The sequence below is a fragment of the Micromonospora sp. WMMD1274 genome, assembly GCF_049179035.1.
GTDB classification, from domain to species: domain Bacteria; phylum Actinomycetota; class Actinomycetes; order Mycobacteriales; family Micromonosporaceae; genus Micromonospora; species Micromonospora tulbaghiae.
In genome coordinates this window covers 2,261,922-2,276,082 of sequence record NZ_JBMHMG010000001.1, presented here as the reverse complement: position 1 = coordinate 2,276,082, position 14,161 = coordinate 2,261,922, and the positions used below count along the sequence as shown (strand labels likewise).

The 14,161-nt window shown below is 75.5% G+C and carries 10 protein-coding genes and 1 pseudogene; 7 read left to right on the top strand and 4 right to left on the bottom strand.

Translation table 11 applies throughout. The annotated features are described in order from the left end of the window. Positions 1-9: 9 nt before the first annotated feature. Positions 10-1,158 (bottom strand): class I SAM-dependent methyltransferase, encoded by a 1,149-nt coding sequence (locus tag ACN27D_RS10410; RefSeq protein ID WP_421499000.1) that lies wholly within the window; start codon positions 1,156-1,158, stop codon positions 10-12. Between the two features lie 208 nt (positions 1,159-1,366). Continuing rightward, positions 1,367-3,028 carry a DEAD/DEAH box helicase gene (locus ACN27D_RS10405; RefSeq protein ID WP_120573037.1) on the bottom strand — a complete coding sequence of 554 codons (1,662 nt, stop codon included), beginning with the start codon at positions 3,026-3,028 and terminating at the stop codon, positions 1,367-1,369. A 282-nt stretch (positions 3,029-3,310) separates the two neighbouring features. Between ACN27D_RS10405 and ACN27D_RS10400 the strand changes: the two genes are divergently transcribed. Beyond that, a complete protein-coding gene (locus tag ACN27D_RS10400; protein ID WP_121685588.1) occupies positions 3,311-3,967 on the top strand; it encodes a ferritin-like fold-containing protein in 657 nt (218 codons plus the stop codon). Positions 3,968-4,012: 45 nt separating this feature from the next. Here ACN27D_RS10400 and ACN27D_RS10395 read toward each other — a convergent pair whose 3' ends face one another. Both ACN27D_RS10395 and ACN27D_RS10390 read right to left on the bottom strand, forming a co-directional pair. After that, the gene (locus tag ACN27D_RS10395; protein ID WP_013288692.1) at positions 4,013-4,240 is read right to left on the bottom strand and encodes a DUF3107 domain-containing protein; all 228 of its coding nucleotides are present in this window, start codon (positions 4,238-4,240) and stop codon (positions 4,013-4,015) included. A gap of 65 nt (positions 4,241-4,305) precedes the next feature. Next, complete coding sequence (locus ACN27D_RS10390) at positions 4,306-4,944, bottom strand: TetR/AcrR family transcriptional regulator (protein WP_013288691.1); 639 nt, start codon at positions 4,942-4,944, stop codon at positions 4,306-4,308. 149 nt (positions 4,945-5,093) lie between these two features. On the opposite strand from ACN27D_RS10390, the gene ACN27D_RS10385 reads away from it, so the two are divergent. The 6 genes and pseudogenes from ACN27D_RS10385 to ACN27D_RS10360 form a co-directional block, all read left to right on the top strand. Further along, on the top strand, positions 5,094-7,970 hold the full coding sequence (locus ACN27D_RS10385; RefSeq protein ID WP_421498999.1) for a hypothetical protein: 2,877 nt from the start codon (positions 5,094-5,096) through the stop codon (positions 7,968-7,970). A 40-nt stretch (positions 7,971-8,010) separates the two neighbouring features. After that, positions 8,011-9,090, top strand: a complete 1,080-nt coding sequence (locus ACN27D_RS10380) for an alpha/beta fold hydrolase (RefSeq protein WP_120573040.1) — start codon at positions 8,011-8,013, stop codon at positions 9,088-9,090. Between the two features lie 5 nt (positions 9,091-9,095). After that, a complete protein-coding gene (locus ACN27D_RS10375; RefSeq protein ID WP_421498998.1) occupies positions 9,096-9,959 on the top strand; it encodes a DUF3152 domain-containing protein in 864 nt (287 codons plus the stop codon). Between the two features lie 78 nt (positions 9,960-10,037). Then, a complete protein-coding gene (locus tag ACN27D_RS10370; protein WP_421498997.1) occupies positions 10,038-10,865 on the top strand; it encodes a DUF3152 domain-containing protein in 828 nt (275 codons plus the stop codon). Positions 10,866-10,906: 41 nt separating this feature from the next. Further along, positions 10,907-12,154, top strand: a complete 1,248-nt coding sequence (moeZ, locus tag ACN27D_RS10365; RefSeq protein ID WP_199733261.1) for an adenylyltransferase/sulfurtransferase MoeZ — start codon at positions 10,907-10,909, stop codon at positions 12,152-12,154. 130 nt (positions 12,155-12,284) lie between these two features. Then, positions 12,285-13,154 (top strand): annotated as a pseudogene (locus ACN27D_RS10360) (hypothetical protein); the annotation flags it as partial. Positions 13,155-14,161: the final 1,007 nt, after the last annotated feature.

Below are 14,161 nucleotides of genomic sequence, written 5' to 3'. Positions count from 1 at the left end.
CACCGCGGCTCAGCGCGCCTCGGCCAGCAACGTCTCCAGCCGGGGCGTGACACCCCACTGGCCGACCAGCTCGCGATACTCCGCGCGCTGCGCGTCGGCCGGCGCACCCGCCGTCCGGCGTGCCCGGATGAGCAGGTTGCGCGGCGTGTGCTGGGAGTCGACGAACTCCACCACCTCGGCGCGGTAGCCGTGCAGGCGGAGCAGCGCGGCCCGAAGCGAGTCGGTGAGCACGTCGGCGAACCGCTCCCGCAGGATGCCCTGCCGGGTCAGCAGCTCGTACGGCGCGGGCGCCTGACCGGCCCGGAGCTGGGCGGCCAGGTCGTGGTGGCAGCAGGGCGCGGCGAGCACCCAGCGGGCACCCCAGCGCACCGCCCGGGCCAGCGCCTCGTCGGTCGCGGTGTCGCAGGCGTGCAGCGCCAGCACCAGGTCGGGCGCCGGTTCGACGGGCGCCTCGGCGATGGTGCCGGCCACGAACCCGACCCGGTCGGCCCAGCCCAGCCGCTCGGCCAGCTCGGTGTTGCGGCGGCGCTGGTCCTCGCGGACGTCGACCCCGACGAGCGTCACGTCCAGGCCGCGCTGGACCAGGTAGCGGTAGGCGGCGAAGGTCAGGTACGCGTTGCCACAACCCAGGTCCACCACCCGCAGCGGGCCGGTGAGGTCGTCGGGCAGCGTGGCCGCGAGCGCCCGCAGGAACGCGTCGACCTGCCGGCGCTTGGCCGCCGAGCCGCCGATCTCCCGGAACAGGGGATCGCCGGGGTCGAGCAGCCACTCCTTGGACCGGTCGTGCCCGCCCGGCTCGGCGGCCGGACGGCTGGCGGCCGCGCGGTGCACCTGCGCCTCGCCGGACTTGGTGACCCGGAGCTGGAGCGTGGCGTCGGCGGTCTCGACGTGCCAGTTGCCGAACGGCTCGGCGAGCAGTTCGTCGACCGCGGCGCCGGCCTCCGTACCGGGTGCCACGTTGCGGGTGTGCGGTCGTGATCCGTCGGAGACGGCGATCTGCAACCGGGGACCGGCCTTCAGCGTGACCGGGCGCAGCTCCGCGCGTACCACCGAGGGATGCTGCCCACGGCGGCGCCCGGCGGCGACCGCGCGGGTCAGGCCCGGTGCGAGCAGCAACGCCCGCACCTCGGCCAGCGCCGAGTCCAACGCTTCCGGCATCAGTACCTACCTCTCCTGCTCTCCCCGCGCTCCCACTCGCCCGCCCTGGCCCCGACCCCGTCGATCATGAAGTTGGCGGCACCCGGACACGGCGTGTCGCGCCGTCAACTTCATGATCGACGGGATGAGGGGAGGGGCGGGCGTGGGGGCGGGGATGGGGACGGCCTCCGGGACCGGGGGTCCGGGAGGCCGTTTCCGTTGGTGTGCGTCAGTCGGCGTTGGTGGCCTCGGCGGGTGCGCCGGTGCTGCCGCTGCGGCGACGGCGACGACGGCGGGGCTTGGTGCTCGCGGCCTCGCCCTCCGTGGGCTGCGGTGCGGCGGCGGTCTCAGCCGCGCCCTCGGTGCCGATCACCGCGGTCGGCTCACCGGCCACCGTCTCACCGGCCCGGCGACGACGCCGGCGACGCGGCGTACGCGGGGTCTCGTCGTCCCCGGCGTCGGCCTGCGCGGCGGGCGAACCGGCGGACGAACCGCCGTCGCCGCCCCGGCCCCGACCACGCTCGCGGTCGCCACGCTCGCGGCCCCGGCTGTCACCGCGCCGCGCACCCCGGCGCGACCGGCCGCCGCCGCCCAGGTCCTCCTCGACCTCGGCGGACAGACCGGCGCGGGTGCGCTCGGCGGTCGGCAGCGTGCCGCTGACGTCCGTCGGGATGGCCAGGTCCGTGTAGAGGTGCGCGGAGGTGTGGTACGTCTCCGGCGGCTCGGGCATGTCCAGCCCGAGCGTCTTGTCGATGATCCGCCAGCGGGGCATGTCGTCCCAGTCGACGAACGTCACCGCGGAACCGGTGGCCCCGGCCCGGCCGGTACGGCCGATGCGGTGGGTGTAGGTGTCCTGGTCCTCGGGGCAGTCGTAGTTGATCACGTGCGTGACGCCCGTGACGTCGATGCCCCGCGCCGCCACGTCGGTGGCGACCAGCGTGTCGATCTTGCCGGCCCGGAACGCCCGCAGCGCCCGCTCGCGCGCGCCCTGACCGAGGTCACCGTGCACGGCGGCGACGGCGAAGCCGCGGAAGTCGAGATCCTCGGCGACCCGGTCGGCGGCCCGCTTGGTACGGGTGAAGATCATGGTCAGCCCGCGGCCCTCGGCCTGGAGGATGCGCGCCACGATCTCGACCTTGTTCAGCGAGTGCGTGCGGTACGCGAGCTGCTTGGTCTGCGGCGACGGACCGGTCTCGGCGGTGTGCCCGGCGTGGATCGTCACCGGGCGGCGCAGGAAGCGCCGGGACAGCGCGACGATCGGGTCCGGCATGGTGGCCGAGAACAGCATGGTCTGCCGGTCCTCCGGCAGCATCGCCAGGATCTTCTCGACGTCGTCCAGGAAGCCCAGGTCGAGCATGCGGTCGGCCTCGTCGAGGACGAGCGCGCGGACCCGGTCCAGCCGCAGGTGCTTCTGCTTCTGCAGGTCCAGCAGGCGGCCCGGGGTGCCGACCAGGATCTCGACGCCCTTGCGCAGCGCCTCGATCTGCGGCTCGTAGGCCACGCCGCCGTAGATCGGCAGCACCCGGACGCCCCGGGTGCGGCCCGCGGCGTCGAGGTCCTTGGCGACCTGGATGCCCAGCTCACGGGTGGGTACGACGACGAGCGCCTGCGGGACGCCGTCGCTGCCCTCGGACGGGGCGAACACCCGCTCCAGCAGCGGGATGCCGAAGCCGAGCGTCTTGCCGGTGCCGGTCGGCGCCTGCCCGATCAGGTCGACGCCGCGCAGCGCGATCGGCAGCGCGTACTCCTGGATGGCGAAGGCGCGGGTGATGCCGGCGGCGGCCAGCGCCTCGACGGTTTCCTGCCGCGCGCCGAGCGCGGCGAACGTGGGTGCCTCCGGGGGGACCGGAGCGGTGGGGGCCAGTGGCTGGCCGGAAATCTGCTCGCTCATATGGATTTGGGGGTGCCCTCTCGTGGTGCGCCCCTCAGGTCCTCAGGGCGCGATCGGTGTGGCGCGGGCCACGCGGTCAGGGGCGATTTCGCCGAGCCGGACCGGGCCGCACGCGCGTCGGGGACCGGCGTTGATCAGCAAGTGACCGATTCGGTGCCCACGGCAACTGTCTCATCCTACCTGAACGGCCCCTGAGGCGTCCCGATTCCCAGGTGGTGGCCGTGCACGCGGGGCGGTTCGTTGTGACTTGAGTCACAGGGGTGGCGCCGGTAGCCTGCGCTCGTGTCCGCCCCCCACCCCGCCGTCCCCGACCCTGCCGCGACCGATCTGTTCGGGCTCGTCGCCTACGGCGAACTGCTCGCGTTCGACCGCCTCGCCGCCGACGCGCGCCTCGCACCCGACCTGCGCCGCCGCGCCGCGCTCAGCGAGATGGCCGCCGCCGAGATCGCGCACTACCGATGGCTCACCGACCGGCTCGCCGCCCGGGGCGTCACCCCGGAGGAGGCGATGGCCCCCTACGTCGAGGCGCTGCGGGCCTACCACGACTCGACCGAGCCGCGGGACTGGGCGGAGGCGGTGACGAAGGCGTACGTGGGGGACGCGATCACCGACGACTTCCTGCGTGGGATCGCCGACGGCCTGGCCGGCCCCGACCGGACACTGCTGCTCGACGTGCTGCACGACTCCCGGTACGCCGAGTTCGCCGGCGCCGAGATCCGGGCCGCGATCGAGGCCGATCCCCGGGCCGCCGGGCGGCTGTCGATGTGGGCGCGGCGGCTGCTCGGGGAGGCGCTGTCCCAGGCGGGCCGGGTGGCCGCCGCCGACCGGGGCGCGCTCGTCGCGTTGATCGGGCGGACCGGCGGGGACGTGCCGGGGCTGCTGCGCCGGCTGACCGAGGCGCACGCCGCGCGCATGACGGCTGTCGGGTTGAACAACTGAGCCGCCGTGGCGGGAGGCCCGCCACGGCGGCCGGTGCCGCGGGAATCAGCGAACGGTGAACCCGACCGCGCGAGGCGACGCCTCGGCGATCTCGACGTAGGCGACCTTGCCGACCGGCACGATCACGCGCCGGCCCTTCTCGTCGGTCAGGGAGAGGGTGCCCTCACTCTTGGCGAAGGCGTCGGTCACGATCTGCTCGATCTCGGCCGGCGACTGCGCGCTCTCCAGGACCAGCTCCCGCGGCGCGTACTGCACGCCGATCTTGACCTCCACTGTGCCTCCTCAACTGGGGCGAAAAAGCCACCGTGGGAAGGCTATCCGATCCGGCGGCCCGATGTTCAGGCTGACTCACCTTGCAGCGGGAAGCTGGCGATGCCGCGCCAGGACAGGGCCGCGACCAGCGCTTCGGCCTCCGCCTTGGGCACCTGGCGGCCGCCGGCGAGCCAGAACTGGGCGGCGGTCTCGGCGGCGCCGACCAGACCCGAGGCGAGCAGTTCGGCGTGCGAGCGGCTGACCCCGGTGTCCGAGATGATCGTGTCGGTGATGGCCGCGATGCAGCCCTGCTCGACCCGCTCCACCCGCTGCCGCACCGCCGGGTCGTTGCGCAGGTCCGACTCGAAGACCAGCCGGAACGCCTCGCTCTCGTGGTCGACGAAGTCGAAGTACGCGCGCACCGCGGCGCCGACGCGCTCCTTGTTGTCGTTGGTGCCGCTCATCGCGTCCTGCACGTTGGCCACTATCGCGTCACAGTGCGTGTCCAGCAGCGCGAGGTAGAGCTCCATCTTCCCGGGGAAGTGCTGGTAGAGCACCGGCTTCGAGACACCCGCCCGCTCGGCGATGTCGTCCATCGCGGCGGCGTGGTAGCCCTGCGCGACGAACACCTCCTGAGCGGCGGCGAGCAGCTGCTTACGGCGCGCCGAGCGGGGCAGGCGGGTGGGCCGACCGGCGGTCTGTGCACCGTTCCCCACTGCGGTCATCGGATCCTCCGAGTATCTGCGTACGAGCCGGCACGTATCACCCGAACCGGTCCGGGTTCGTGAACCCGTCGCGGAATTGGCCCGCCGCTGTAACTTATCGCCACTGTCACCACACGGTAGCCTCAGCGGGGGCGACCAAGGAGCGCGCGGTGAGTGAAACAGGGCAACCCGGAGCCGCCACCCCGGGAGAGCACGGCGACGGGACGGGCCAGCAGGACGAACCGGCCCGTACCGGCGGCGGTTGGGCGCCCCCGCCGAACGGCTGGTCCCGCGGCGCTCCGGCGCCCGGCGGCTGGCCCTACGGCGACCTCGGCGGCTGGGCCGCCTCCTCGCCCCGGCACGGCGACCTGCCGGCCCCGCTGCCCGGCCACTCCGCGCCGGAACCGGGGCGCGTCAACGGCCGCCACGTCAACGGCGTGCACCACGCCGGGGAGGAGTCGCCAGTGACCCGCCAGGCGCCGGTCAGTGCCCCGCCCGCGGAGGAGCCGCCCCGTCCCACCGACGGCGAACGACTGGCCGTACCGGCCCCGCGCCCGGCGCCGACGATCGAGCAGCCGACCGACCCGGGGGACGCCGGTTCCCGGCACGCCGCCGACGACCCGGCCGTCCGGGCGCCGCGCTGGGCCGAGAGCGGGCCGACCTCCGCGCCCCCGGCGCTCCAGGTCCCGCCGGTCGGCGCCGCCGCCTCCGGTTTCGAGGTGCCGCCGGGCTTCCACGCGCCGAACACCGAGTCCACCCCGTCGCTGTCCCGGGGCTGGGCCGACCGGCCCGTCACCCAGCCGGCCGCGAACCGGCCGGAGCACGCACCGGGCGAGGTCCACCCGCCCGAGGGCCGGGCCGCCGCCGCCGAGCCGCGGGCCGCGGCCGAGATCCCGGCGGCCGACGACCCGAGGGCCGGTGAGCCGGACTGGTCGGGGCCCTCCTGGAACCGACCGAGCTGGGGTGACGGCTGGGCCCCGCCGTGGGCCCGCACCGACGAGCCGCCGGCCCGCCGGGCCGAGGAGCCGCCGGTCCGAGGCCCGGAGGAGCCACCCGCCCGCCGCGCCGAGGAGCCCGCCGCCGAGCGGCGCGAGTGGGAGGACGACAGCGCCGCCCACCGCACCGCCCGCGAGGACCGCGCGGCCGAGTGGGCGCCCGAGCCGGTGCGGCCGTACGAGCCGGCCCGCGTCGAGCCGCCCGCCGCCTACGAGCCACCCCGGCCCGAGGCGGTACGGCCGTACGAGCCGCTGCGCGCCGAGCCGGCCCCCGGCCCGGAGGCGACGCGGCAGTACCCGCCGTCCGCCGAGTCCGAGACGCCCCGGCAGTACGAGCCGGGTGCCGGGCCGGAGCCGGCGCGCCGGTACGAGCCCCCGGCCGCGCCGGAGCCGGCGCCCGAGCCGACCCGCCCGTTCCGCCTCCCCCGGGGCGACGCCGAACCGCCGCACGGCTACGAGCGGCCCTCCTGGGCCGGGCCGCCGGTGCCGGTCGCCCCGCTGATCACGCCCCCGGGCCCCCCGCCGACGAGTGCCCCGCCCGCGCCCGGCGCGCCGCCGGTGTCCAGCGCCCCGCCCGCCCCGGCCGGTGGGTACGCCCCGGCCCCGCCCGCCGACGCGGCTGCCGTCGTGCCGCCGACCTCGGGCGTTCCCGCCCAGGGCGGCGCGCAACGTCTCGACCGCGCACCCGCGCCCCACCCGACGAGCGCCCCTCCCTACGCGGCCCGCCGGTCCGCACCGGAACCGGTGCCGGCCGCCGACGCGGTCGCCGAGCCCCGACCGGAGGAACCGTCCCCCGTGCTGCCGCAGCGCGTCCCCTCGGAACCGGACGTGCCAGTCGTGCCGGAGCCACCGGCAGTGGAACCGTCCGCCGAGACCCCCGAACTCGCCCGCATCGCCACCCACCTGCGCCGCGACGACGAACCCGCGCCGCTGCGGGAGCGGCCGGAGGGCTTCGACGTCAACGCGATCCTCGACGCGGTCCGCGAGGTGGCGGGCGTACGCGACGCCGCGCTGCGCCGTACCCCGGCCGGCGCGCACAGCCTCCGGCTCGACCTGGCCGACGGCGCGGACCCGGCCGAGGTGAGCCGCCTGGTGGCCCGGCTGCTCCAGGAGCGGATGGGCCTGGCCGCCGCCCCGCAGAACCTGCCCGGCGCGCCCGCCGTGCCGCCGCCGGCTCCGCTGCGCCGCCGGTCGGCCCGGCTGGACCGCTCCGGTGAGACGCGCGCGGGCGACACCCGGGCACCCGGGGCGCAGCCGGCGCCGGGCCCGGCCCGCACGGGCGAGACCGGTGCCGCCGCGCAGCCCGAGCCGGGCGAGGCCCGTACCGGTGACGAGGCGGCCGGCGAGGAGACGCCGGCGCGTACCGCCGTGGCACGGCCGGCCGCCAACCGTTCCGGCGACGCAAGGTTCGGCGCCGACCGCGCCACGCGCCCGGCCGAGGCGCCCGCCGACGGCGACGAACCGCCGCGCCGCCGCCGGCAGGCCACCCACCGGGGCCGGGCCGCGGTGGACGAGACGTCGCTGGCCGCCGCGCCGACCGGCATGTCCACCGGCAGCCCGGTCACGCTCGGTACGTCGTACTCCGGTGGGCAGATGACCACGACGGAGACCGCGCCGTCGCGACCGCTGGACACCGGCGGCGTGCCGGGGCCCCGGGTGGTGATCGAGCACGTCCTGGTGAGCACGTTCGGCCTGGACGCCACCACCGAGGTCCGCCTGGTCGCGGGCGACCGGACGGCCGAGGGGCACGCGACCGGCCCGGCTGTCGACGGGTACGTGCTGCGGCTCTGCGCGGTGGCCGCGGCCGCCGCGGTGGACGAGCTGCTCGGCCGGGTCGTCCCGGCCGGTGAGCGGGGCCGGTGCTTCGTGGAGCACGCCGCGGTGGTGCCGTTCGGCAACTGCGAGGTCGCGACAGTGGTGGTGCTGCTGGTCTGCGACGGCTGGGTGGAGCAGCTGGCCGGTTCGGCACTGGTGGCCGGTGATCCCCGGCAGGCGGTCGTGCGGGCCACGCTCGCGGCGGTGAACCGGCGGCTGGAGGCGCTGCTCTCCTGAGCCGGTGTGCGGTGCGGCCCGTGCGGGGGAGACTGGAAACATGAAACGTGCCGCACTCTGGCCGGAGCACAGCCTTCCCGCACACCACGTCCCGCCGCCCTGGCCGGGCCGGCACGTACGCCTCGACGGCACGCTCGTGCACGTCCGCGACACACCGGCCACCGGTCCCGGCGCGGAGCCCGCGCTGTACGTGCACGGCCTCGGCGGGTCGGCGCAGAACTGGACCGACCTGGCCGGCCTGCTCGCCGACCGGCTCGACGGCCAGGCGATCGACCTGCCCGGGTTCGGGCGCAGCGAGCCGGGGCCGCGCTACACCATCCCGGCCTTCGCGGAGCGCGTGATCCGCTGGATCGAGCACAGCGACCGAGGGCCGGTGCACCTGTTCGGCAACTCGCTCGGCGGTGCGATCTCGGTCCGGGTGGCGGCGCTGCGCCCCGATCTGGTCCGCACGCTCACACTGGTCTCGCCCGCCCTGCCGTTCCTGGACTTCCGGCGCTCGTTGCAGGGGCGGATGCTGCCGCTGCTGGCGATCCCCCGGGGCGAACGGCTGGCCGCCTGGCGGCTGGCCCAGTTCAGTCCGGAGGTGACCGCGCAGCAGGTGATGGAGGCGTGCGTGGCGGATCTGACCCGGATCAGTGAGCAGCGCCGGCAGGAGGCGATCGACGAGATCCGGGTCCGGTACGAGGCGGCCCACTACGCCGCCGCGTACGTGCGGACGTTCCGGGGCCTGGTCGGCAGCTTCCTGCGTTCGTACCTGCCGGGGGAGGGCGCGCTCTGGCGGCAGGCGGCTGCGGTACGCGCGCCCACGCTCGTGGTGGGCGGGCGGCAGGACCGGCTGGTCGACGTGCGGGTGGCGCCGCAGGCGGCCCGGGTCATCCCGGACAGCCGGCTGCTGATGCTCGACGGCGTCGGGCACGTGGCCCAGCTGGAGGTGCCCCGGACCGTGGCGCGGGCGGTGCTGGGGCTGCTCGCCGAGGCGGAGCCGGAGCAGGCGGCGGGCGCGGGCGTGTCGTCGGGCGACGCGCCGGGCGCCGGGCGGCCGGAACGGGAGAATGCGCAGGCCACAGCGCTGGTGGCCGGAACGGGGGAGAGCGGAACGGAGCGTGACATGGCAGGCTGAGCCGGATGCCCAGCTCCCGCCGTCCTCGTGCCGCCCGCTCCCGTTCCTCGTTCCGTCACTGGCGCACCGCGCTCGTGGTCTGCGCCTTCGTCGCCGCCGCCGCGGTCGGTGTCGGCGTTGCGGTGCAACTGCCGTCGGCGGGCGCGGGGACCCGGATCACCGACGGGTTCGTCGCCCAGCCCCCGGCCCCCACGCAGGCGCCGTCCACGCCGAGCGTTCCGCCGCCGCCTCCGGTGACGCCCAGCTCGCCGGCCGCGCCGGTGCTGACGCTGTCCGGCCCGGGGCCGGCGAAGGGCCGGGGCACCTTCGCGTACGACGAGCGGACCGGCGGTGTGCTCGGCCGCTCGGGGACGCTGCGCCGCTACCGGGTCGCGGTGGAGAACGGCTCCGGCGAGGAGGTCCCCGCCTTCGGTGATGCGGTGCAGCGGGCACTGGCCGGCCCGGGCAGCTGGGTCGACGGCGGCAAGCTGCGGTTGCAGCGGGTCGGTCCGGGCGACCGGTACGACTTCACGATCTACCTGGCCACCCGCGACACGGCGGGGCGGCTGTGCGGGGCGGGCGGGATCGACATCCGGGTGGGCGGGGTGCCGTACACGTCGTGCCGCGTGCCGGGCAAGGTGGTGATCAACCTGGCCCGGTGGCGGACCTCGGCGCCGCACCTGGTCGCCGCCGGGATGCCGCTGGACGACTACCGGCTCTACGTGGTCAACCACGAGGTGGGCCACCAGCTCGGGCACCGGCACGAGGGGTGCCCGGGCGCGGGCCGGGCGGCGCCGGTGATGCAGCAGCAGACGCTGTTCCTCAAGGGCTGCCGGCCGAACCCGTGGCCCTACGTGGGTGGGAAGCGGTACACCGGGCCGGCTCTCTGAGCACCGGTTTGTGAAGAACATTCGCGGCATAGGCGGCAAAAGCAGCTATATGCCCGAATTGCATGGCACGCTGAGGTCATGACGTCGTCGTCCCCTTACGACAACCCCGCCGAACCGCCGCCCGAGCGTCCCACCCTGCGCCGGATGCGCCGGCGCCGCCGCCGCTCCGTGCTGCTGCTGGCGATGCTGCTCGCGGCCGTCAGCGGCGCGGTCGGCATCACCCGGCTGAGCGCGCCGCCGTCCGGGCACGGCGGGACGTCGCTCGCCGCCGAACCGTCGCTGGCGCGCGGCGCCGCCGAGGCCGACGTCCCGGCCCCGGCGCCGACCGGCTACCCCACCGCCGGCCCCGGCACGTTCGCGGTGGCCCAGGGCCGGTCCCCGGTACGCGGACAGGAGGGCCCGCTGCGCCGCTACCGGGTCGAGGTCGAGCAGGGTACGGGTCAGGACGCCGACGAGTTCGCCGCCACCGTGGACGCGGTGCTGGGCGACCCGCGCAGCTGGATCGCGTCCGGCGACCTGCGGGTGCAGCGGGTACCCGAGGCCGCCGCGGCCGACTTCACCGTCTACCTCGCCACCCCGGTCACCTCCGAGCGGATGTGCGCCGAAGGCGGCCTGCGCACCGACCGGTACACCTCCTGCCGGCTGCCCGGCCGGGTCGTGCTCAACCTGGCCCGGTGGATGACGGCGGTGCCCGACTACGGCGCCCCGCTGGAGGTCTACCGCACCTACGTGATCAACCACGAGGTCGGGCACGAGTTCGGCGAACTGCACGAGGCGTGCCCCGAGCCCGGCGCGCCTGCCCCGGTGATGCAGCAGCAGACGTACGGACTGGACGGCTGCCTGCCCAACGCCTGGCCGTACGTCGGCGGGATGCGGTACTCCGGCGAGCCCACCGACGGCGTCTGAGTTATTCCCGGTCCCGCAGTTCGGGCCGAGTGTCCCTCATCATGGCCGATCCCCGCCCGGGCGAGCGACAATGGCGCGGTCACACCGCCGATCCCGGGGAGTCCACCGTGTCGTTGCCCCCGCTCGTCGAACCCGCCGCCGAGCTGACCGTTGACGAGATCCGCCGCTACTCGCGCCACCTGATCATCCCGGACGTCGGGGTGGAGGGGCAGAAGCGGCTGAAGAACGCCCGGGTGCTCTGTGTCGGCGCCGGTGGCCTCGGCTCGCCGGCCCTGCTCTACCTCGCCGCGGCCGGTGTCGGCACGCTCGGCATCATCGACTTCGACACCGTCGACGAGTCGAACCTCCAGCGCCAGGTCATCCACGGCGTCTCCGACGTGGGCCGGTCCAAGGCCGAGTCTGCCGCGGCGTCGATCCGCGAGATCAACCCGCTGGTCAACGTGGAGATCCACAACACCGCGCTGGACCGGGAGAACGTCCGGGACATCTTCTCCCGGTACGACCTGATCGTCGACGGCACCGACAACTTCGCCACCCGCTACATGGTCAACGACGCGGCCGTGCTGCTCGGTAAGCCGTACGTCTGGGGTTCGATCTACCGCTTCGACGGCCAGGCGTCGGTGTTCTGGGCCGAGCACGGCCCCTGCTACCGCTGCCTCTACCCGGAGCCCCCGCCGCCCGGCATGGTCCCGTCCTGCGCCGAGGGCGGCGTGCTCGGCGTGCTCTGCGCGTCGATCGGGTCGATCCAGGTCAACGAGGCGATCAAGCTGCTCGCCGGCATCGGTGAGCCGCTCGTCGGCCGGCTGATGGTCTACGACGCCCTGGAGATGAGCTACCGCAAGATCAAGGTCCGCAAGGACCCGAACTGCGTGCTCTGCGGCGAGAACCCGACCCTCACCGACCTGATGGAGGACTACGAGGACTTCTGCGGCGCGGTCTCCGACGAGGCGCAGGAGGCGGTGGTCGACTCGACCATCACCGCGCTGGAGCTGAAGGACTGGCAGGACTCCGGCAAGGACATCTTCCTGGTCGACGTGCGCGAGCCCGCCGAGTACGAGATCGTCCGGATCCCCGGCTCGACGCTCATCCCCAAGGGCGAGATCCTGTCCGGCGAGGCGCTGGCGAAGTTCCCGCAGGACCGGCAGATCGTGCTGCACTGCAAGTCCGGCGTCCGCTCCGCCGAGGCGCTCGCCGCGCTGAAGGCGGCCGGGTTCACCGACGCGGTGCACGTCCAGGGCGGCGTGCTCTCCTGGGTCAAGCAGATCGACCCGTCGCTGCCGTCGTACTGAGTCGTGTCGATGGGCCCGCCCGGCGTTCCGAGCGGGCCCATCGCGCTTTCCGTGCCCCCTGGCATGGGCAAACACCCGGTCGCGCACCCCAACGGCGGATGATCTCAAGGGCCGGTGGGCGGTACCGGCCCTGACCGAGCTACCGAGGCGTAACCTCGGCCGCACCAGTACCGTCAGTGCCGTGGTGGACTTGGACGCGGCGATCGGATTCGTCGTCGCTCACGGTGACGCGGTGGACCGCGCCCGCCTCTCCCGGCTGCGCTCCGGCGCCCCGGTGCCGCCCGACGTGCTCGACGCCGCCGAGGCCGGGCAGGCGCCCGGCGGTGGCTGGCCCGCCGTCCTCGACGGCGAGGTCGCCTCCGTCGACGCTACCTGCTTCCGCCTGGCCGAGCTGGACGACCTCGGCGCGCTGGGCCGCCCGGCCGCCCGGCACGCGCTGGACTGGCTGGCCGCCCGGCAACTGCCCGACGGCGGCTGGGACGAGGACCCGTCACTGGCCGGGCTCGCCCCCGAGTGGGCCACCCCGGGCGACCCCGAGGCCCGGCTCTACCAGACCGCCAACGCCGGGTTCTGGCTCACCGTGGCCGGACTCGACGCCCGGGCCGCCGGGCCGCTCGACCACCGGGTCGGCGGCGCGTACGCCGGTGTGGTGCAGGCGGCGGCGCAGACGCTCGCCGCCCAGCTCGCGCCGGACGGAAGCTGGCCGTCCTTCCTGCCCGCCGGCTGGCTCGCCGCCGCGGTGCTGCACCGCCAGCAGATGTACTACGAGTCGGCGCGCATCCAGGCGGTGCTGGCCGACCGGATCCCCCGGATGTCCCCGGCCGACGTGGCCTGGCTGGCCGCCACGCTGCGCCGCGTCGACGTGGGCGAGGAGCAGTGGCTGCTGGTGTCCGCGCGCCGGCGGCTCGCCGAGACGCAGCGCAGCGACGGCGGCTGGGACAGCGACGACGGCCACCAGTTCGACGTGCACACCACGCTGCGGGCGATCCGCGCGTGCCGCCCGAACACGCCCGAGGCTCCGGTCTCCGGAGCGCCGTTCGTGGTGCCGCAGACCGCCGAGCTGCCCGCGCCGCCAGCGGTGCCGGTCCCGCGCCCGCGCCGGGTCCCCGCATCGGCGTCTCCGCCGCCCGTCCCCGAGTCCGCGTCTCCGCCGTCCGCGTCTCCACCGTCTACGCCTCCGCCGTCCGCGGCCACGCCTGCGCCGCCCGCGCCCGTGCCTCCGCTGCCCGCCCCGGCTCGACCGCTGACCGGCCCGGCCGAGGCATCGGCCGCGTCGGTGGGTCCCGATCTCGATCCGTCGTCCCGTCGGGGCTCCGAGCCATCGGCAGGCCGCGATCCCGAATCGTCAGCGGGCTTCGGCTCTGACCTGTCGTCCAGTTTCGGCACCGGCCCGTCGGCCGGATCGGGGATCGCGCCCGCGCCGTCAGTCGGCCCGGACGGCGCGCCGGACCTGTTTCCGGCCCGGGGCCTCGGATCCCGAGCCTGGTTCCGTCCGGACGTCGAGCCGGATGCCACGCCCGGATCGGGGGCGGCGCCCGATCCATCGGCCGGTGTAGAGGTGCCGGCCGGGCAGGGGCCGTGGTCCGCCTGGATCGTCACACCCGATCTGCTGCCCGGCGAGAGCACCGGGCCTGCTGTGCAGCCGGTGCCGGACCTGCTGCCCGCTCTGCCTCCGGCGGTCGCGGTGCCACCGGCCGCCCCGGTGCCCCCGGGGCTGCCGCCACTGGTCATACCGCCGTCGGAGCCCACGGCCCAGGTGACCGCCGCACCGCCGCAGCCCGGTACGACTCCGCCGGTCGACCCCGCCACACCGGCCGACGGAGATCCACTCCCGATCGCGTAGCCCGGCCACCGATGATCAACACCAGTTCGGCGAGGTGGCGGCATCAGAGGCACCCGGATACCACCACTTCCCCGATCTGGCGCGTGCTCGACCAGTACGGCGAGGTGGTGGCATCAGAGGCCCTGGGATGCCACCACCTCCCCGATCTGGCGGGCCACAAAGGG